Annotated in this window: 23 protein-coding genes; all 23 read left to right on the top strand. The window is 40.9% G+C overall.

Going from position 1 to position 20,609, the window contains the following annotated elements; translation table 11 throughout:
- The first annotated feature begins 182 nt into the window (after positions 1–182).
- Positions 183–1,010, top strand: a complete 828-nt coding sequence (locus tag WKF69_RS09130) for a MotA/TolQ/ExbB proton channel family protein (RefSeq protein ID WP_340381290.1) — start codon at positions 183–185, stop codon at positions 1,008–1,010.
- 92 nt (positions 1,011–1,102) lie between these two features.
- A complete protein-coding gene (locus tag WKF69_RS09125) occupies positions 1,103–1,726 on the top strand; it encodes a biopolymer transporter ExbD (RefSeq protein ID WP_340381289.1) in 624 nt (207 codons plus the stop codon).
- Positions 1,727–1,757: 31 nt separating this feature from the next.
- On the top strand, positions 1,758–2,309 hold the full coding sequence (locus WKF69_RS09120; RefSeq protein WP_340381288.1) for a biopolymer transporter ExbD: 552 nt from the start codon (positions 1,758–1,760) through the stop codon (positions 2,307–2,309).
- A gap of 38 nt (positions 2,310–2,347) precedes the next feature.
- The gene (locus WKF69_RS09115; RefSeq protein ID WP_340381287.1) at positions 2,348–3,172 is read left to right on the top strand and encodes a TonB family protein; all 825 of its coding nucleotides are present in this window, start codon (positions 2,348–2,350) and stop codon (positions 3,170–3,172) included.
- A 220-nt stretch (positions 3,173–3,392) separates the two neighbouring features.
- Entirely contained in the window at positions 3,393–4,304 is a 912-nt protein-coding gene (locus tag WKF69_RS09110; RefSeq protein ID WP_340381286.1) for a substrate-binding domain-containing protein, read from the top strand.
- Between the two features lie 18 nt (positions 4,305–4,322).
- Positions 4,323–6,011: a hypothetical protein gene (locus tag WKF69_RS09105; RefSeq protein ID WP_340381285.1), complete on the top strand. Its 1,689-nt coding sequence runs from the start codon at positions 4,323–4,325 to the stop codon at positions 6,009–6,011.
- Between the two features lie 85 nt (positions 6,012–6,096).
- Positions 6,097–6,468: an NADH-quinone oxidoreductase subunit A gene (locus tag WKF69_RS09100; protein WP_079702709.1), complete on the top strand. Its 372-nt coding sequence runs from the start codon at positions 6,097–6,099 to the stop codon at positions 6,466–6,468.
- A gap of 106 nt (positions 6,469–6,574) precedes the next feature.
- Positions 6,575–7,117, top strand: a complete 543-nt coding sequence (locus WKF69_RS09095) for an NADH-quinone oxidoreductase subunit B (RefSeq protein WP_340381284.1) — start codon at positions 6,575–6,577, stop codon at positions 7,115–7,117.
- Positions 7,117–7,617: an NADH-quinone oxidoreductase subunit C gene (locus WKF69_RS09090; protein ID WP_340381283.1), complete on the top strand. Its 501-nt coding sequence runs from the start codon at positions 7,117–7,119 to the stop codon at positions 7,615–7,617. The genes WKF69_RS09095 and WKF69_RS09090 overlap by 1 nt, the downstream gene beginning before the upstream one ends.
- Positions 7,614–8,825, top strand: a complete 1,212-nt coding sequence (locus WKF69_RS09085; protein WP_340381282.1) for an NADH-quinone oxidoreductase subunit D — start codon at positions 7,614–7,616, stop codon at positions 8,823–8,825. Before WKF69_RS09090 ends, WKF69_RS09085 begins: the two co-directional genes overlap by 4 nt.
- A complete protein-coding gene (locus tag WKF69_RS09080; RefSeq protein ID WP_340381281.1) occupies positions 8,818–9,333 on the top strand; it encodes an NAD(P)H-dependent oxidoreductase subunit E in 516 nt (171 codons plus the stop codon). Before WKF69_RS09085 ends, WKF69_RS09080 begins: the two co-directional genes overlap by 8 nt.
- A gap of 71 nt (positions 9,334–9,404) precedes the next feature.
- A complete protein-coding gene (nuoF, locus tag WKF69_RS09075) occupies positions 9,405–10,769 on the top strand; it encodes an NADH-quinone oxidoreductase subunit NuoF (RefSeq protein WP_340381280.1) in 1,365 nt (454 codons plus the stop codon).
- Positions 10,766–11,767: a 2Fe-2S iron-sulfur cluster-binding protein gene (locus tag WKF69_RS09070; RefSeq protein ID WP_340381279.1), complete on the top strand. Its 1,002-nt coding sequence runs from the start codon at positions 10,766–10,768 to the stop codon at positions 11,765–11,767. The genes nuoF and WKF69_RS09070 overlap by 4 nt, the downstream gene beginning before the upstream one ends.
- The gene (gene nuoH / locus WKF69_RS09065; RefSeq protein WP_340381278.1) at positions 11,767–12,804 is read left to right on the top strand and encodes an NADH-quinone oxidoreductase subunit NuoH; all 1,038 of its coding nucleotides are present in this window, start codon (positions 11,767–11,769) and stop codon (positions 12,802–12,804) included. Before WKF69_RS09070 ends, nuoH begins: the two co-directional genes overlap by 1 nt.
- Positions 12,805–12,871: 67 nt before the next feature.
- A complete protein-coding gene (locus WKF69_RS09060; RefSeq protein ID WP_340381277.1) occupies positions 12,872–13,366 on the top strand; it encodes an NADH-quinone oxidoreductase subunit I in 495 nt (164 codons plus the stop codon).
- 124 nt (positions 13,367–13,490) lie between these two features.
- Positions 13,491–13,994, top strand: coding sequence for an NADH-quinone oxidoreductase subunit J (locus WKF69_RS09055; RefSeq protein WP_340381276.1), 504 nt, complete (start codon positions 13,491–13,493; stop codon positions 13,992–13,994).
- A complete protein-coding gene (gene nuoK / locus WKF69_RS09050) occupies positions 13,994–14,323 on the top strand; it encodes an NADH-quinone oxidoreductase subunit NuoK (protein WP_340381275.1) in 330 nt (109 codons plus the stop codon). Before WKF69_RS09055 ends, nuoK begins: the two co-directional genes overlap by 1 nt.
- A gap of 103 nt (positions 14,324–14,426) precedes the next feature.
- Positions 14,427–16,334, top strand: a complete 1,908-nt coding sequence (nuoL, locus tag WKF69_RS09045) for an NADH-quinone oxidoreductase subunit L (protein ID WP_340381274.1) — start codon at positions 14,427–14,429, stop codon at positions 16,332–16,334.
- Between the two features lie 19 nt (positions 16,335–16,353).
- On the top strand, positions 16,354–17,814 hold the full coding sequence (locus tag WKF69_RS09040; RefSeq protein WP_340381273.1) for an NADH-quinone oxidoreductase subunit M: 1,461 nt from the start codon (positions 16,354–16,356) through the stop codon (positions 17,812–17,814).
- Between the two features lie 2 nt (positions 17,815–17,816).
- Positions 17,817–19,196 carry an NADH-quinone oxidoreductase subunit N gene (locus WKF69_RS09035; RefSeq protein WP_340381272.1) on the top strand — a complete coding sequence of 460 codons (1,380 nt, stop codon included), beginning with the start codon at positions 17,817–17,819 and terminating at the stop codon, positions 19,194–19,196.
- A gap of 45 nt (positions 19,197–19,241) precedes the next feature.
- Complete coding sequence (locus WKF69_RS09030) at positions 19,242–19,904, top strand: DedA family protein (RefSeq protein ID WP_340381271.1); 663 nt, start codon at positions 19,242–19,244, stop codon at positions 19,902–19,904.
- Positions 19,905–19,906: 2 nt separating this feature from the next.
- Positions 19,907–20,449, top strand: coding sequence for an inorganic diphosphatase (locus WKF69_RS09025; RefSeq protein ID WP_340381270.1), 543 nt, complete (start codon positions 19,907–19,909; stop codon positions 20,447–20,449).
- Positions 20,450–20,456: 7 nt separating this feature from the next.
- Positions 20,457–20,609 (top strand): CNNM domain-containing protein (locus tag WKF69_RS09020; protein ID WP_340381291.1); only part of this gene is annotated, 153 nt, incomplete at its 3' end.

Raw genomic sequence — 20,609 nt, 5'->3', positions numbered from 1 at the left:
AGAATTAATAAATTCACAAATAATTTTTTATTAAGTCGAAAATTATATTTTTGTTATCCTTTCTACTATGGAGAACATAATATGGATATAATTAGGATATTGCATTTTTAAATTTAATAACCAACACAAAATCAATTAACTCATACATTTAATCAACAACTAAAAACTAAAATTTTAAAAAAATGGCGAACGCACCAAAACCAACAACAGCGAAGAAAGAGAGCTCTGGTTCAAGCATTTTTGCAAGTCTATCTATTGTACTTTGTATTCTTGTAGGAATACTTTTATGGAAATTTGTAATGGGCGATGCATCGAATTTTGAAGGCGGCGATCCTGAGAATGGGCACCCGCTGCCAGGAAATTATTTCGGAATGGTGTACAAAGGTGGATATATCGTACCGGTACTGATTGGCTTACTATTAATGGTAGTTGTATTTTCTATCGAGCGTTTCTTAGTAATAAACAAAGCTACTGGAAAAGGAAATATCGATGCATTTGTGAAAAAAATTCAGGCTTTTATTGGTGCTGGAAACATCGATGCAGCTATCGCCGAATGTGATAAGCAAGAAGGGTCTGTTGCTAATGTTATCAGATCCGGCTTGAAAAAGTACAAGGAAATGGAAACTGAGACTAAAATGGACACTGAGCAGAAATGTCTTGCAATCCAAAAGGATATTGAAGAAGCAACAGCTTTAGAGATGCCAATGTTAGAGCAAAATCTAACTGTAATTGCGACTCTTGTATCTATCGGTACGTTGATGGGGCTATTAGGAACAGTAACTGGTATGATCAAGGCCTTCGCTGCATTATCAAGTGCAGGTTCTCCGGATCAGGCGGCATTGGCAAACGGTATCTCGGAAGCACTTATCAATACTGCAACTGGTATTGCTTGTTCAGCTTTAGCAATTGTTATGTACAACTTGTTTACATCAAAGATCGATAAGTTAACTTATGCTATTGATGAAGCGGGTTTCTCAATCGTTCAAACGTACGCCAGTACTCACAAATAATATATTTGAAAAAAAGATTCCGGGCTTTATGGAAAACCCGGAATCTTTTCATCTATATACTAACAGGATTCTTTAATATTATAATATAAACTATGCCTAGAGCTAAAGTTGCCAGAAAAAGTACAGCTATCGATATGACAGCGATGTGCGATGTGGCGTTTTTGTTGCTTACATTCTTTATCCTAACAGCAACAGCTCGTCAGCCCGAACCACTTCCTGTAGATACCCCGGCATCGACTGTTAAATTTAAATTGCCGGATGTAGATATTGCAACGTTGACCGTGGGTCAGAAGAAAATATTTTTTGGTGTTCCGGGACAGCCGATTCGTGTTCGCACACTTGAACTAATGGGTGAAAAATACAATTTGCAATTTACTCCTGAGGAAAAACTGAGGTTTTCACTTATTGAAAGCTTCGGCGTTCCGATCGGCCAGTTAAAGCAGATAATTAAGCTTAAAGGGGATGACAGAAATACTCCCGGACTTCAAACAGGAATTCCTGCGGATTCTGTTGGCGAAAGGCCTTCAGAATTGCATAACTGGATTTACTCAGCGCGTGTTGCGACTAAGGAACTTCATAATGTTGAGATGCGGGTAAGTATTAAAGGGGATTCAAGAGAAGAGTATCCGGAGATCAAGAAAGTTACCAGCATCCTGCAGAATCAAAATATTAACAAATTTAGCTTGATCACCTCATTGAGGCCGACTGAGAAATAGTAATTCGTATAATTAATTTAATTAAAACGCGATGGCAGAATTAGATACCTCCGGCGGGGGTAAGAATAAAGGCGGGAAGGTTAGAAGTAAAAAGCAGTCTACACGTGTAGATCTAACAGCAATGGTAGATCTTGCTTTTCTTTTGATCACGTTTTTTATGCTTACTACTACATTGGCAAAACCTCAGGCAATGGATGTTGCCATGCCGGATAAAGATGATAAAGATCAGCAGGAGTTAACGATTGCTGATAACAGAACAATGAGTATACTTTTAGGTGCCAATAATCGCGTAGAATGGTATATGGGTTTACCAGATAATCCCTTAACCTCTCCACAGGTTGACAACTTTGGCCGTAATGGCATCAGGAAAGCTCTTATTGAACAATCGAAGAAGGTTATAGCAGCTACTGGGGATCCCGAAAAAGGATTGATCGTTTTGATCAAGCCTAGTGATCAATCAAACTACCGTAACTTCGTTGACATTCTTGATGAGATGAAGGTTTCAAACATTACCCGATACGCTATTGTCGAAATCACCATACCGGATATTGGTTTGCTGAAGCGCGACGGCCTTTACAAATAATAATAACACAAATTAATAACCCTCTAAAGAATTAAAATATGTTAGGGTCAAAAATAGATTTATTCAACACTGAATGGCTTGATGTGGTATTCGCAGGTAGGAATAAATCCTATGGTGCGTATGAGTTGAGGAGAGATAACTCCAAAACTACAAGCCGAGCGGTGATTATTGGTTCAGTAATATTTATAATATTAGTTTCGATGCCTCTGATCATTCGCTACATTTCCGGAATTCTTCCGGAAGCTGAGAAGGAGAAAATAACTGAGGTTGTGCTACTTCCTCCTCCGCCGATAAATAAAGAAGAGCTGCCTCCTCCTCCACCGGAGCCACCTAAACCAAAAATTGACCAGGTGAAGTTCCCTCCTCCGGTAGTTGTACCTGCTGAGGAAGTAAGGGACGAAGAGCCGCCTACGGTTGAAGAATTGAAGGTAGCCGATCCCGGACAAAAAACTATAGAAGGTAACCCGGATGCAGAGATCGTGATCGATGAGCCTGTAGGTGAAGCTCCTAAACAGGCTGAAGTTGTTGAGGATAATAGTATCAAGGATTTCGCGAGCGTTGAGGTTCTTCCTGAGTTTGCCGGTGGTATGGCCGGATGGGGAAAGTATCTTCAGAAAAATCTGAAATATCCTCCGATGGCGCGTGAGAACAATATTACTGGTCGCGTAATTATGAGCTTTGTAGTGGAGAAAAACGGTAATCTTACAGATATCAAAGTATTGAGAGGTATTGGGGGTGGTTGTGATGAAGAAGCGGTCCGTGTATTAAAAAGTGCACCAGCCTGGAAGCCAGGTATACAAAATGGTCGTCCGGTTCGGGTTGCTTACACTATGCCAATATTCTTCCAGCTATCAGGACAATAATGTCATTGAACAGTGAACAGGAAAATGTACAGAAATCGCCCGCAAAGCGATTTCTGTTTATTTTGGGCCTGGGGATGTTTACTCTATACTTTGTTTTAGGTGTTATAATAATGTTTTGGAAGGATTTTCCGATAGACATGTCTCAAAGCTATAGAATAGCTTTTGGTGTATTATTAATAGGATATTCCTTTTTAAGGTTTGTGCGTTTGCTTCGCTCTCAATGATAAGGTTAGTTAAGTACGGGTCTTTTTTAGTTGTTACTTTATTTGCTGCGCTGGTGTCCTGCCAGCAAAACAAAACAGAGGTTCAAACCTATACTAGTGGTAGAGAAAAGATCCTTGTAGACGAATCTTTGGTTCCAATAATTGAAGATCAGGCATACGTATTCGAAAGTGCTTATCCTGATGCCAGGCTTCAGCTTATCGCTAAATCTGAGAACGAGTTGATCAATTCTTTTTTGGACGATAGTGCCCAGGTTGCAATCTTGTCACGTGATCTCAGTGCCGCTGAGAGAAAGCATTTTGACAGTAAAAATATTAAAACGAGAGTTAATCGTTTCGCAATAGACGGGATAGCGCTGATCACACATAATTCAGTGGAGGATTCTACTGCAACTATTGATGATATAATAAAGGTGATGAGGGGAGAAACGTCTTCTTTAGGTAATTTAATTTTTGATAACGCAAACTCGAGTACAGTAAGATACTTTAAGAACCTTGCAGCCGTTAAAGTACTTCCAGCTAAGGGCGTTTACGCGCTTAAAACGAACTCTGAGGTTATCAAATATGTCTTTGATAATCCGGGAACGATTGGAGTAGTGGGCGTGAACTGGATAGTTCAACCTCCTGTGGATCTGGAAGATGAGGTTGGTTCTTTGATAATAATGGGTGTAAAGAATGTGGCAGGTAAGCCTGGCTCCGACGCTTTTTACAAGCCTTTTCAAAATGATATAGCGTTAGAGCTGTATCCGCTGTTAAGATCATTGTATATAGTTAATTGCGAAGGCGGCCCGGGTTTGGGCACAGGTTTTGCATCTTTTATTGCAGGAGAACGCGGACAAAGGATTGTACTAAAATCGGGACTGTTACCCGATAGCATACCCTCCCGTGAAATTAATATTATAACTAAGTAAATTAAATTAAAATTACACATGATGAACAAGGCAGTTAAGATAACCCTGGGGTTGATGTTAGTAGGTTCAGCAGTTTTTGCACAGAGTTTAGCTGATGCGCGTAAAGCCATTGATGCGGAACAGTATCAGAAGGGTAAAGCAATATTAAAAACATTAACAAGCTCTCAACCAACAAACGCAGAAAACTTTTTCGTATTAGGTAATCTTTACCTAACAACCAGTCCTATTAATCAGAGGCCTGACTATATAGATTCGGCTAAAGCAGCATTCGACAAGGGTGTTGCAGCTAATGTTGCATATCCTTTAAATTTTATTGGACTTGGAGCAGTGGATCTTGCTAAGAAAGCAAATCCTAAGATGAACTTTGATAAAGCAATTGCTTTGACAAAGAAGAAAGATCACACAATAGATCTTTATATAGGTAAAGCCTATACATATGCACCAGTTCCAAAAATAACGGAGGCTCTTACCCACCTCGCAAAAGCAAAGGCTCTTAATGAAAAGGATGCTCAGGTATACCTGGCTTTAGGAGACGCTTATCGTGCACAAATGAAAAACAGTGAGGCTTTCAGTGCTTACAGAACTGCTTACGATCTGGACAAAACTATGTTAAGATCAAAGGTTGAGCTTGGCAAGATTAATAAGTTATCTAAAGCTTATCCCGAGGCGATAGAAGAATACAACAAAGTTATCGCTTTGGATCCAAACTATGGTCCTGCGTATCGCGAATTATCAGAAGCGTATTTACCATGGGCATTAACATCTCAAAAAGAATACGATAATCGTCTTAAGCAAGGTTTGACCTTTTACGAAAAGTATATGGACCTTACGGACAGATCGTTAGACTCACGCCTTCGTCACGCAGATTTTTTAATGTGGGCAAAGGATTACAAAGCTCTCGAAGTAGAAGCTAATGAAATGGCCAAGTTAGATAAGGTTAACTTAAGGGTACTTCGCTACTTAGCGTATTCCGCTTTTGAGAACGGAAACTACACTGCAAGTTCGCAAGCATTGAAAGATTTTATGGCGAAAGCTGAGCCATCACGTATAATATCACAGGATTATCTTTATTTGGGCCGTGCACAAATGAAAGATACAACTCAGTTAGCTCAGGGTATGGCTAATATCACTAAAGCTGTGCAGATGGATTCAACAAATGCAGTGGTAATGAGTGAAATAGCAACCGCCTTATATAAGGCTAGGAAATTTGACGATGCAGCAAAAGCTTATGAGATCTCAGTTAAGAATCCTGATCGCGTGTTGCTTGATTACTTCTATCTTGGAATGTCGTATTTCTTTGATTACGCGGGGAAGAAAAATGCAAATTTGAATCCACCTAGAGACTTGCTGGTAAAGGCGGATAGTGCTTTTAGTTATTTAGTACAACGCGCACCAGCTACATTTCAAGGCTGGCAGTACAGAGGGAGAATTAATCGCCTGCTTGATGGACCTGAGGATGTAAAGGGCTTGGGTGTTCCATATTTTGAGAAATACATTAATATCTTAACAGTAGAAAAGCCTGAGGAAGGCGCAAAACCTACAAATGTTAAAAGTTTGGTTGAAGCATACACTTATCTTGGATCAGTTGCCGCAAGACGCGACGGTAATAATGCAAAGGCAAAAATATACTTTGATAAAGTTCTTGCGTTAGATCCTAACAATGCACCTGCTCTACAGGCCAAAAAAGCCTTAGACGGTAGTAAGTAAAAAATTTATTATATATTATTGAAGAGCCTCTGGACATTGTTTAGAGGCTCTTTTTTATTTATCTTTGCACCAGAATTTAAAGAATATGGAAGCCCAAAGCACTGCAGTAAATTACCTGCCAATCATTTTTCAAATGTTGGTGGCCCTTGGGTTCGTTGTTCTAACCATGACTATTACGCATTTGGTTGGACCAAAGCGTAAGACATCTGATAAACTTGTCGCTTTTGAGTCCGGAATCAAATCTGTAGGAAATGCCAGGCAGCCTTTTTCCATAAAGTATTTTTTGGTAGCAATTTTATTTGTTCTTTTTGATATCGAGGTAATTTTCATGTATCCATGGGCAGTAAACTTCCGCGATTTTGGGGTGAACGGATTAATTGAGATGTTCATTTTTATGGGAACCCTTTTATTAGGATTTATATACATCATTAAGAAAAAGGCCCTCGATTGGGAATAGCTTAGACTGTTTCTAAATAATGGGTTGACTGATTGAAAACGTTAAATTTCTTAAATTTGCGACTCAATTCCGGGTTCGCCTGAAATGAGTTTTCGTCGAAAGGATTATGAGTGAAGTAAAAATAGTTGAAGCCCCTCCGGGTGTTGAAGGATCAGGATTCTTCGCCACATCTATGGAAAAGGTGGTCGGCCTGGCACGCTCACACTCATTATGGCCCCTGCCATTTGCCACATCATGTTGTGGGATTGAGTTCATGGCAACAATGGGTTCCCACTACGATTTTGCGAGGTTTGGCTCTGAGAGACCCAGCTTCTCACCCCGTCAGGCAGATCTTTTGATGGTAATGGGTACTATTGCTAAGAAAATGGGACCGGTACTTAAACAAGTTTATCTGCAAATGGCAGAGCCACGCTGGGTTATAGCAGTTGGCGCTTGTGCAAGCAGTGGAGGGATATTTGATACCTATTCAGTTATGCAAGGAATTGACGAGATCATACCGGTTGATGTGTATGTTCCAGGTTGCCCGCCACGTCCTGAAGCGATCATTGATGGTTTCAATAAGATACAAGAGCTGGTAAGAAACGAGTCACTTCGCCGAAGAGAATCTCCAGAATATCAGGAATTATTAAGTAGATACGGAATCCAGTAATGGGTAAAATAAGCAATCAGCAGGTAATACAAAGTCTCACCTCCAGGTTTGGAAATAGGATAACCGTACCAACAGAGCCGTTCGGGTTACTGACTTTTGGAACTTCGGCTGAGAATATATTTGAGGTGCTCAGTTTTCTTAAAGACGGAGAGTTAAAATTCAATTACCTTACAGATATTACAGGAATCCATTTTCCTGAACTTGAACTGTCTATAGGCGTTATTTACCACGTCCACAGTCTCACAAATAATATTCGGGTTAGGGTCAAAGTGTTTATCGATGGCAATGACCCTAAAATCCCTACGGCTACCACTTTGTGGGAGGGCGCTAACTGGATGGAACGCGAAACCTATGATTTTTTTGGTATCAACTTCGTAGGACATCCAAACCTTGTTAGAATTTTAAATGTTGATGAAATGACGGTTTTTCCGATGAGAAGAGAGTATCCTCTTGAAGATCCAAACCGTGTCGATAAAAAGGATTATTTCTTCGGACGATGATAAATCAACCAGTACTTACTGATAACGATCCCCAGAAGGAAACTATTACACTAAATCTTGGTCCAACACACCCGGCAACACACGGTGTCTTCCAAAACATTCTGGAAATGGATGGCGAGCGGATCGTGAGTGGTGTTTCGACCATAGGTTACATTCATAGGGCGTTTGAAAAAATAGCCGAACATCGCCCATTCTATCAAATTACCCCATTAACAGATCGCATGAATTATTGCTCATCCCCAATTAACAATATGGGATGGCACATGACTGTTGAAAAACTTTTGAATATTAAAACTCCTAAACGTGTCGATTACCTTCGCGTGATTGTTATGGAGCTTGCCCGAATATCCGATCATCTTATTTGTAATGGAATCCTCGGTGTAGATACCGGAGCTTTCTCAGGGTTCTTATACCTGATGGAAGAACGGGAACATATTTATGAGATCTACGAAGAGATTTGCGGTGCTCGTCTGACAACTAACATCGGACGTATAGGCGGGTTTGAACGCGATTTTAATGATATCGCTTTCGCAAAGATCAAGAAATTCCTGGTCAAATTTCCTCCAATACTGAGAGAGTTTGAAACTCTGTTTAATCGTAACCGGATCTTTATTGAGCGTACTTCCGGAGTAGCCGCAGTTGACCCAGAAATTGCGTTGAATTATAGCTGGAGCGGACCAATATTACGTGCTACGGGCGTGGATTATGACGTAAGGGTAAATGAGCCTTATTCATCTTACGAGGATTTTGATTTTGAGATCCCGGTAGGAACAACAGGTGATGTTTATGACCGGTATATTGTACGTAACGAGGAAATGTGGCAGAGTTTGAGAATCATTCAACAAGCTCTTGACAAGATTGAAAAGGAGCCTAAAGGGGTGTTTCATGCTGACGTACCCGAGTTCTATCTGCCTCCAAAAGAAGAAGTTTATAATAACATGGAAGCCCTTATCTATCATTTTAAAATTGTGATGGGTGAAATTGAAACTCCGAAGACGGAAGTTTACCACGCAGTTGAAGGCGGTAACGGTGAATTGGGATTCTATTTAGTTAATGATGGAGGCAGGTCACCTTATCGCTTGCATTTCCGCAGGCCGAGTTTCATTAATTATCAAATGTATGCGCCGATGAGCGCCGGCATGTTGTTATCGGATGCCATTCTTAACATGAGTAGTTTGAACGTAATCGCAGGAGAATTAGATGCTTAGCGTAACCGAACATAAAGACATAGAGTTTTCATCAGATCTGATTAGACAGTTTGATGATATAGTTACTCGTTATCCCGAAGGAAAGCAAAAGGCCGGTTTGCTGCCTATTCTTCACCTTGTTCAGGCTGAATATGGCTGGGTAAGTCCGGAAACTATGGATAAAGTAGCGGCTTATTTAAGTATTCAGCCAATTGAAGTGTACGAGGTAGCAACGTTTTATACGATGTTCTTTCTTCGCCCCCAGGGTAAATTTGTCCTTGAAGTGTGCCGTACAGGCCCTTGTTGCCTGGTTGGTGCAGAAAAGATAATGGACCACATCGAAAATACCTTGGGTGTCAAAGAAGGCGAAGTAACAGCAGACGGTAACTTTAGTTGGAGAGGTGTAGAATGCCTTGCTGCATGTGGCATGGCTCCTGTTTTGCAGATCGGTCCAGGATACACATTTTATGAAAAACTGACTGAACAAAGTGTTGATCAGTTGATAGAAGATTTAAAAAATAAGATATGAGACATGAGATGTGAGATTGGAGTGTGAGTATATCTCTCATCTCACATCTCGCATCTCAAATCAAATTTAAGATGGCGCGTAAATTATTATTAGAGCATATTAATGTCCCCGGTATTAACACTCTTGATGTTTATCGTCAGCATGGTGGATACCGCTCTGTTGAGAAGGCTCTAAAAACCATGTCGCCAGATGCGATTGTTGAAGAAGTTAAAAATTCTGGTTTGCGTGGCCGGGGAGGTGCTGGTTTCCCTACCGGCATGAAATGGAGTTTCCTGGCTAAACCTGAAGGAAAAGAACGTTACCTCGTTTGTAATGCCGATGAATCTGAACCAGGAACTTTCAAAGACCGTTATTTAATGACCTATATTCCTCATCTTCTTATTGAGGGAATGATAGTTTCGAGTTTTGCACTAGGTGCTAAAACTTCATATATCTATGTGCGCGGCGAAATGATGCCGCAGATCAGGATCCTCGAGCGTGCCATCGCGGAAGCGAAGAATGCCGGGTTTTTAGGTAAAAATATTTTAGGAACAGGTTATAACCTGGAATTATATGTACAGCCGGGCGGCGGTGCCTATATCTGCGGTGAAGAAACGGCGTTGATCGAATCGCTTGAAGGCAAACGGGGGAATCCGAGAATTAAGCCACCTTTTCCGGCTATATCAGGAGTTTGGGCATGTCCTACAGTAGTTAATAATGTTGAAACCATCGCTGCGGTTGTGCCTATTATTAATGATGGCGGTGAAGAGTACGCTAAAATTGGAATTGGAAGAAGCACTGGAACAAAGCTCATATCGGCTTCAGGAAATCTTAACAAGCCAGGTGTTTATGAAATTGACCTTGGCGTTCCGGTTGAGGAGTTTCTTTATTCTGATGAGTATTGCGGAGGCATCGCAAATGGCAAAAGACTAAAGGCGGTAGTTGCCGGAGGTTCGTCGGTTCCAATTTTGCCAGCTAACCTGACTTTGAAAACCGTAAATGGTGAGGCGCGGTTGATGAGCTACGAATCGCTTTCAGATGGTGGGTTCCAGTCAGGTTCCATGCTTGGCTCAGGCGGACTAATTGCCTTTGATGAGGATCAGTGTATAGTTCGAAACACCTGGAACTTTGCGCGTTTTTATCACCATGAGAGTTGCGGACAGTGTTCACCATGCCGTGAGGGTACGGGCTGGATGGAAAAAGTGTTGCACAGGTTGGAATACGGGCATGGTAAAATGAGTGATATTGATCTTCTGGTTGATGTGGCTAAGAAAATTGAAGGAAATACGATTTGTCCGCTTGGAGATGCTGCAGCATGGCCTGTTGCGAGTGCAATTCGTCACTTTAGGGATGAATTTGAATGGCATGTAACAAATCCTAAGGATGCTATGGAGCGGAATTATGGTTTAGCAAAATACGCTGATCCACTGCCCAAGTTAGAGGAGGTAAGTCAATGAGCGAAAGAGTTAAAGTAACGATAGACGGGATAACCGTTGATGTAGATCCCGGTACCAGTATCCTCAATGCTGCGCGTCAGATTGGTGGAGACATTGTACCGCCTGCTATGTGTTACTATTCAAAACTTGAAGGAAGTGGTGGAAAGTGCCGTACTTGCCTCGTAAAAGTAACTAAAGGATCGGAAAAAGATCCCCGTCCTATGCCTAAACTGGTCGCATCATGCCGTACTGGCGTAATGGATGGCATGGAAGTTCAAAATATTACATCACCTGAGGTAATTGAAGCACGTAAAGGCGTGGTTGAAATACTTTTGATTAACCATCCTCTGGATTGCCCGGTTTGTGACCAGGCTGGTGAATGCCATTTACAGGATCTTTCGTACGAACATGGTGTTGCAAACACGCGATACGAATTTGAGCGCCGCACATTCGATAAAATTGATATTGGAGATAAGATCCAGCTTCACATGACCCGCTGTATTTTGTGTTACAGATGTGTTTATGTTGCTGATCAGCTTACAGATAGCCGCGAACATGGAATTTTAGGACGTGGCGATGCTTCGGAGATCTCAACTTATATAGAAAAGGCAATAGATAACGATTTCTCAGGAAATGTTATTGACGTGTGCCCGGTAGGTGCTTTAACTGATCGGACATTCCGTTTTAAAAACCGTGTTTGGTTCACCAAACCTGTAGATGCTCATCGCGATTGCCCAACCTGTAAAGGAAAAGTCACGTTATGGTACAAAGGTGAAGAGGTGTTACGTGTTACTGGTCGTAAAGACGAGTTTGGTGAAGTTGAAGACTTTATATGTAATAACTGCCGGTTCGAAACAAAAAATACCAGTGACTGGATGATTGAAGGACCCCGTCAGATATCTCATAAATCTGTGATCTCGTCCAATCACTATGAAATGGTGCCGCTGCCAGTTATTAAGCAGAATCCAGCTTTGATGGAAGCAAATAAGGTAGAGTTTGACAGAGCAAGCAAGATCTGATGGAATTATCATTTATAATAGAAAAATTTATTTTAATCACTGTCATTTTCTCAGTCAGTCTGGGTGTTGCAGCGTATTCAACATTAGCTGAGCGAAAGATAGCAGGTTATCTTCAGGATCGCGTCGGCCCTAGCCGTGCGGGATGGGGCGGAATGTTCCAGCCACTTGCAGATGGATTAAAGATGTTCTTTAAGGAAGAAATCATCCCCGCTGAGTCGTCGAAAGCACTTTTCATACTGGGACCGTCTTTAGCCCTGTTAACAGCATGTATAGGAAGTGCTGTTATTCCCTGGGGTCAGGACGTTTTGATTGCAGACCGTTTGGTTAGCTTGCAGGTAACAGATATAAATGTCGGCATACTCTATATTTTTGGTGTAGTTTCTCTTGGGGTATATGGGATAATGATTGGCGGATGGGCGTCGAATAACAAGTTCTCATTAATGGGAGCTGTTCGAGCAGCATCCCAAAGTATAAGCTATGAAATCCCGATGGGCTTATCTATAATAGCTTTGCTGCTTTCTACAAATACACTTAGTATGAAAGAAATTGCTGAGCAGCAGCACGGCGCGAACTGGAATATACTATACCAGCCATTAGGCTTCCTTATTTTCCTGGTGTGCTCATTTGCTGAAACTAACCGTACACCGTTTGACCTCCCAGAATGTGAAACAGAGCTTGTTGGAGGATATCACACTGAATATTCCGGATTCAAGATGGGGGCGTTTATGTTCGCCGAATACCTGAATATGTTCCTTGCATCGGCTGTTATGTCGACGTTATATTTTGGGGGATATAACTATCCGGGAATGGACTGGGTTAACGAAATGACCGGGCCTACAATTGGTCCGCTAATTGGAATGGGGGTGCTGTTCTTGAAAATATTTGTATTCATCTTTTTCTTCATGTGGGTAAGGTGGACTGTTCCGCGTTTCCGTTATGATCAGCTGATGGATTTGGGATGGAAAATATTAATCCCGTTAGCTATTGCAAACATTGTAATCACAGGAACTGTGATCACGTTTTTTGATAAACTTTAATTGCCGGCTGCTTTTGGCTGAGGGTAATGCATTAATTTAAAACTCTGTTTGAGAGGATTTAGGGTCTATGGAACCATTAAGTAACAGAAAAAAAGTTTTAGAACAGAAACCGATGAATTTCTGGGAGCGGTTATACCTTCCGGCAATTTTTCAGGGAATGGGCATAACGTTCATGCACATGTTCAAAAAGAAGGAAACCATTTTTTACCCGGAAGTTGAGCGTGAGTTCTCAGAGAACTGGAGAGGCTTGCATTCGCTGAAGCGGGATGAACATGGCGCAGAACGCTGCACAGCCTGCGGACTTTGTGCGCTTTCCTGTCCCGCTGAAGCGATAACCATGATCGCTGGAGAAAGGCAAAAGGGCGAAGAACATTTGTATCGTGAAGAAAAATACGCTTCTGTATATGAAATCAATATGATGCGCTGTATTTTCTGCGGATTATGTGAAGAAGCTTGTCCGAAAGAAGCGATTTATCTAGATGGCCCTATCGTTCCTGCGGATTATTTAAGAAAAGATTTTATCTACGGTAAGGATAAACTGGTTGAAGAGCCAATAGGATAATAGGATGTAAGACTTCCGCAGTTTCTGGTACAGCGGAAAGAAAACTTCGGAAGTCTGCAAAACAATATTTCAGTGGAAATTATACCTTTGCCCCAAATAGAGCGAAGATTTAAAGATAATCTTAATGAGTATATCTCTTTTTTATTTTGTTGCTTTTCTGTCGATCTTTTTCGCCTTGCTGGTAATCTTTGCGAAGAATCCGGTACACAGCGTTTTATACCTCATCGTCACATTTTTCACCTTTACAATTCATTACATATTATTGAATGCCCAGTTTCTGGCGATCGTGAATTTCATAGTTTATATGGGTGCAATAATGGTCTTATTCCTCTTTGTCCTCATGTTGCTCAACTTAAATGAAAGCCAGGGTACATCAAAATCGACGATAGTAAAGATGATTGGAGTAATCGCCGGGATGTGTTTAGTTATCACACTTGTCGGGTCTGTAAAAGCTCTTCATGTTTCAGATCCCGTGGTCTTGCAAACTCAGGATCTGGGATTAGTTAAAAATTTAGGAAAGGTGCTATTTAGTAAATTCCTTTTACCATTTGAGGTTTCATCACTTCTGCTTTTATCGGCAATGGTTGGGGCAGTTCTATTAGCCAAAAAAGATATTAAACGGGCATAATGGAGAATATAACACAAGCAATTCAGGGCGTACCGTTAAATCATTATATCCTGCTTAGTGCGATCATTTTTGCAATTGGCGTTATCGGTGTCCTCATCCGCAGGAATGCCATAGTTATTTTTATGTCCATTGAATTGATGCTTAATGCTGTTAATCTTTTGCTTACAGCCTTTTCTGTTCATCACAACGATGCTTCCGGTCAGGTTTTCGTCTTTTTTATAATGGCGCTGGCTGCAGCTGAGGTCGCGGTTGGACTGGCAATCATTGTAATGATCTTCCGGAATACCGCCTCTACGGATGTTAATGTCTTGAATAAATTAAAGTGGTGATGATCAAGACTTACGAAGTCTTTAGCAAAAAAGAAAGAGACTTCGTAAGTCTGGCCTACCCCGAGACGGGATGTAGTATAAGGATGAAAAATAGAATACAAGAATGATAAATTTAGTTTGGTTAGTTCCATTATTTCCATTGATAGGATTTCTTGTCAATGGTTTAGGCCGTAATACACTTTCTAAAAGCGTTGTTGGTATCACAGGTTGTTTAGCTGTGCTTGCATCGTTTGTTGTCAGCCTTGGGATTTTTTTTGAACTGAATTCATCACAAGCAAAATCTTTTATTGTACCACTTTTTGACTGGATCAGCGCCGGGACTGTAAAGATTCCATTTTCATTCATGGTTGATCCGTTGAGTACTTTAATGCTCCTGATCGTTACCGGAATTGGTTTTCTTATACATGTCTATTCAACGGGGTACATGGCTCATGACGCTGGATTCGCTAAGTTTTTCTCTTACCTGAATCTCTTCATATTTTTCATGCTCCTGCTGGTTCTTGGATCGAACTATGTAATTATGTTTATTGGATGGGAGGGCGTAGGATTATGCTCTTATCTGCTGATTGGATTTTGGTATACAAATTCATCTTACGCAAGTGCTGCCAAGAAGGCTTTTATAATGAACCGTATTGGAGATCTTGGTTTCCTGATCGCAGTATTCCTGATCTTCACTACGTTCAACAGTGTCGAATTCGCTGTGGTATTTCCTCAGGCTGCAAATATGCTTGCCGGCGACCGCGCTCTAATAATCATAACTTCTTTGTTATTTGTGGGAGCAATCGGTAAATCAGCTCAGCTACCTTTGTTTACATGGTTGCCAGATGCGATGGCGGGTCCAACGCCGGTTTCTGCCCTGATCCATGCAGCAACCATGGTAACTGCTGGTATTTATATGATAGCCAGGTCGAATATTTTATTCACTCTTGCCCCGCAGACGCTGCATGTTGTAGCAATCATTGGCTTAGCAACTTTATTATTGGCTGCAACTATTGCAGTAACACAAAACGATATTAAGAAAGTACTTGCATATTCTACTGTTTCTCAGTTGGGATATATGTTTTTAGGATTAGGGGTTGGTGCTTACACGGGCGCTTTCTTCCACGTAATCACCCATGCATTTTTTAAAGCTTTATTATTCCTTGGCGCGGGTTCAGTAATTCACGCCATGAGTAATGAGCAGGACATGAGAAACATGGGGGGGCTTAAACAGAAACTGCCCGTCACATTTTTGACAATGATGATCGGAACGGTTGCCATCGCCGGTTTACCTCCATTCTCCGGTTTCTTTTCCAAGGATGAGATCCTTGCGCACGTGTATGAACACAACCAATTATTCTGGGTGCTTGGAGTGATCGGAGCAGTATTCACCTCTTTTTACATGTTCCGGATGATGTTTTTAACATTTAACGGACGGTTCCGCGGGACAACAGCACAAGAACATCATTTGCATGAGTCTCCGTCTTCAATGACAATTCCTTTGATCGTTCTCGCAGTCTTATCTGCGCTTGGAGGCTTTATAGGAATACCGGAAGTATTTGGAGGCGGTCATTGGTTGCAAAGTTTCTTAGCTCCAGTCTTTGCTGCCTCAGCAAGTAAGATGCCTCACTTGTCGCTGGATCATTCAACAGAATTTATTTTAATGGCCGTTTCTGTGGCTGGCGCTCTTGGCGCTATGTTATTCGCCTATCAGCGATATATTAAAAATAACGCAGTTCCTGCAGAAGACCGCGTTGAAAGAGGAACACTAGCAAGACTTTCCTATAATAAATACTACATCGATGAGATTTATGCTTCATTGATCACAAGACCGCTCGATTCTCTATCGGGTTTCTTTTATAAGGTTGTCGACAATAAGGTGATTGACGGGGTAGTGAACGGATTTGGAAGAGGTGCTGTTGAAGCAAGCAAAGGTTTTAGATTGCTGCAATCAGGTATGGTTGGCTTTTACATTTTTATGATGGTTTTCGGCATTATCGCTTTGCTGGTTTATAGTATGTACAAAATTTAATAGGGGTAGAACGAAATAAATGGAGATTTTACTGTTACAAATTTTTATTCCGCTTATTGCTGCTATTATTATGCTGATTGCCGGTAAATCGGCGAGGGGATTAGCAAGTATACTTTCATTAATACCGCTGCTGGTTACTGCGTATCTGTACGTCAATTTTATACCTGATTCCTCAATACAATTTCTGATTGACCTTGCGTGGATACCTCAGTTCGGTATAAATTTCAAAGCTGGTGTTGATGGGATAAGCATGGTCTTGCTTATTCTTACGAACCTTTTGATCCCGATAATCATCCTGGCGAGCTTTAAGCATGATATTAAGAATCAAAACGCCTTTTATTCTTTGATCTTTTTTATGCAGAGTGGTTTATTGCTGGTATTTACAGCTTTAGATGGTTTTCTATTTTATGTAGGATGGGAAATTGCTCTTATTCCAATTTACTTTATTTGTGCGCTTTGGGGAGGTGAGAATAGAATACGCGTCAATCTAAAATTCTTTATCTATACCATAGCCGGCAGCTTAATCATGCTATTGGCAATTATCTATCTGCACCTGCAAACGCCTGATAACAGTTATGATCTCGGGGAGTTCTATAAATTAAATTTAGATGCAACAACACAGGGCTGGATATTCTGGGCATTCTTCCTTGCCTTTGCTATAAAAATGCCGGTGTTCCCATTTCACACCTGGCAGCCGGACACTTACACCGAAGCACCTACAGCAGGAACCATGCTGCTTTCGGGTATCATGCTAAAAATGGGGATCTACGGTGTGATCCGCTGGCTAATCCCGGTTGCCCCGCTTGGGTTTCACGATTGGGGACTAACTGCTCTTATTCTTTCAATAATCGGTGTTGTTTATGCATCAATAATAGCCTTTACTCAGAATGATATTAAAAGGCTGATCGCTTATTCATCAATCGCTCACGTAGGCTTGATATCGGCAGGAGTATTCGCTTGGAACCTTCAAGGTTTACAGGGCGCGATGATCCAAATGTTCAATCATGGTATAAACGTAGTTGGAATGTTCTTTATCGCTGATATAATTATTCGCAGAATGAATACCCGCGATCTTAATCAGTTGGGTGGTATTGCAAAGCCAGCTCCAAAGCTTGCAATTGCTTTCCTCATAATCGTATTGGGCACTGTCGCATTACCTTTAACCAATGGTTTCATTGGGGAATTCCTGCTTTTGATGGGGATTTATAATTATAATATTTATTTCTCAGCGCTGGCTGGATTGACCATCATATTAGGTGCCGTTTATATGCTCAGAATGTACCAAAGAGTTATGCTCGGCGTAACCAATGAACGTACAATAGGATTTACCGATGTTGATGGCACAGAGAAATCAATTTTACTCGTCATTTCTGTACTTATTATTGTTATGGGCGTGTATCCACAACCAATTCTTCATATATCCGAAGCCGCTATAACAAACCTGCTGGAGCAGGTAAACCAAAAGATTTTAGTTAAGTAAGCATGAGCTCATTAATAACCCTATCTATTTTAGCCATTCTGGTTCTATACTTAGGCTTGTACAAGGCGAAAAATGCTTTGCTGCCAGTTACATTGCTGGGACTTGCAGGCGCTTTAGTATTAGCGGTTTTGGAGTGGAATAGCGGGGCGCAGCCAATATATAGTGGTATGATGCTCTTTGATAATTTTGCTATTGCATTCACTGCAATATGTATATTTTCTACCATGTTGATACTTTTGATCTCTAAAGATTATTTCGAGAGTATTAGTGAGCACGTTGCCGAATATTATACTATTATCCTATTTTCCCTTGCGGGGATTTTGGTGATGGTATCCTACCACAATCTCTCTATGCTTTTTATCGGTATTGAGATCATGTCGGTGAGTTTATATATTCTTGCTGGTATCCGTAAAGATGATTTCAAGTCCAATGAGGCCGCTTTGAAATATTTCCTGATGGGAGCATTTTCAACGGGATTTTTGTTATTCGGGATCGCTTTGTTGTATGGTGCAACCGGATCGTTTGATTTGAGCCAGATAAGGGATTATGTTATTAGCAATCCTACTGGAATTTCGCCATTATTTTATACGGGTATAACACTTCTGATAATTGGATTGTGCTTTAAAGTAGGTGCAGCACCATTTCACTTCTGGACACCGGATGTTTATGAAGGTTCACCAACCTTAATTACAGCATTCATGAGTACGGTGGTAAAGACAGCGGGCTTTGCTGCTTTTCTGCGATTGTTCTTAATGTGTTTTGCTCCGCTGCACGATTTCTGGATGCCGGCCTTACTTGTAATTTCCCTGCTGACACTTTTTGTGGGGAATGTTACTGCCCTATATCAGCACGGTTTCAAAAGAATGCTGGCATTTTCCAGTATTTCGCATGTGGGTTATATGTTATTTGCTATCGTTGCTTTGGGAGTTAACTCCAGTAACTCCGTTTTTGTGTATGCAACCGCTTATTCTGTAGCTTCAATCATCGCTTTTGCTGTATTAATTTTAGTTAAACGTCAAACAGGATCAGATAATTTCGACAGCTTTAATGGGCTCGCGAAAAAGAATCCTTTTATTGCTTTTACGCTTACTGTAGCAATGTTGTCCCTCGCTGGTATTCCGCTTACAGCTGGATTTATCGGCAAGTTTATGATGTTCTCAACGGCTCTGGCGGAATATCACATCTGGCTTGTAGTTCTGGCAGTGGTTAATGTGGTTATTGGTATTTTCTACTATCTCCGTGTTATTGTTGCTATGTATTTCAAAGGTGCAGAAAGAAACGAAATCCAATCATCACCATATTTTAATTTTGTGCTGGGCTTTTCAGCATTAATTACGGTTGTAGTTGGAGTGTATCCGGGCTTCATATCCAGCCTTTTCTAAGTCAAATTATTACATAAATATTGTAGCTTTACGCATATTCAATTTATGCACGAGATTTGGGACTCCCTGCAACACCTTGTTGATCCAGTAAAACTACTTCGGGAAGGAGGATTTTATCTTCTTTTATTTGTGGTTTTTGCTGAAACAGGGCTGTTTTTTGGTTTTTTTCTGCCTGGGGATTACCTGCTTTTTTTAGCCGGAATGTTTGTTGCTACCAACAAGCTGGATGTATCAATTTATGTACTTATTGCCGGACTCATTGCAGCAGCAGTTGCAGGTAATTTTGTCGGTTACTGGTTCGGAAAGAAAACGGGCCCCGTCCTTTACCACAGAAACGATTCTATTTTTTTCAAGAAGCGATTTTTGCGGGCGGCAGAAAATTATTACAAGAAGCAAGGCGCCTTTGCTTTAATCATGGGACGCTTTATACCGATCGTTAGAACTTTCGCACCGATTATTGCGGGCATAGTCCAACTTGATTATAGGAGGTTTGCATTTTATAATATTGCCGGTGCTTTTCTATGGATTACATCCTTAACTTTGCTGGGATTCTTTCTTGGCAGAAGATTTGAGAAGGAAATTGATGATTATCTTTTGTATATTATTGTTGGTTTTATCTTAATAACGACCATTCCTCTTGTTGTTACTTATTTGAAGAGGAAGATCGGCGCAGACAGAGATGATGAAGAGGAGCAAAATCCTGAATAAATATGATTAACGACAACCCCTGGCACACTCTCTCTCCTGGCGAAAATATACCTTCGATCGTAAACGCGATCATAGAAATACCTAAAGGCTCAAAAGCAAAATATGAAATCGATAAGGATTCAGGACTTATAAGGCTTGACCGTGTCCTGTTTTCATCTGTAATGTATCCTGCAAACTACGGATTCATTCCACAAACTTACTGTGATGATAAGGATCCTCTGGACATTTTGGTTTTATGTTCGGTTGATGTTTATCCTCTCTCTATCGTGGAGGCAAAGGTGGTTGGCGTTATGCACATGGTCGATAACGGTGAGCAGGACGATAAGATCATCGCAGTCGCGAAGAACGACATGTCGGTCAACTACATTGAAGATTTAAAGGAGTTGCCGCCTCATACGATGAATGAGATTGTCAGATTTTTCCAGGATTACAAAGCTCTTGAAATGAAAAATGTGACCATTGAACATCTTTTGGGAAAAAACTACGCTTATAAAGTGATCAGAGAGAGTTTGGAATTATATAAATCCACATTTATAAATAACTAGAGGAGATATGGGTTGGGCGTTATTTTTTACATTTTTCCTGGTTTTTCTGAACGGCTTTTTTGTCGCCGCCGAATTCGCGCTGGTAAAGGTGCGTGCATCGCAAATTGAAATAAAAGCTAAAACCGGAAGTCGTGTCGCTAAAATAGCTAAACACATGACT

It is taken from the genome of Daejeonella sp. (assembly GCF_037719425.1).
GTDB lineage: Bacteria > Bacteroidota > Bacteroidia > Sphingobacteriales > Sphingobacteriaceae > Daejeonella.
The sequence above is the reverse complement of the archived record's forward strand: the minus strand, read 5'-3'. Positions and strand labels throughout refer to the sequence as shown.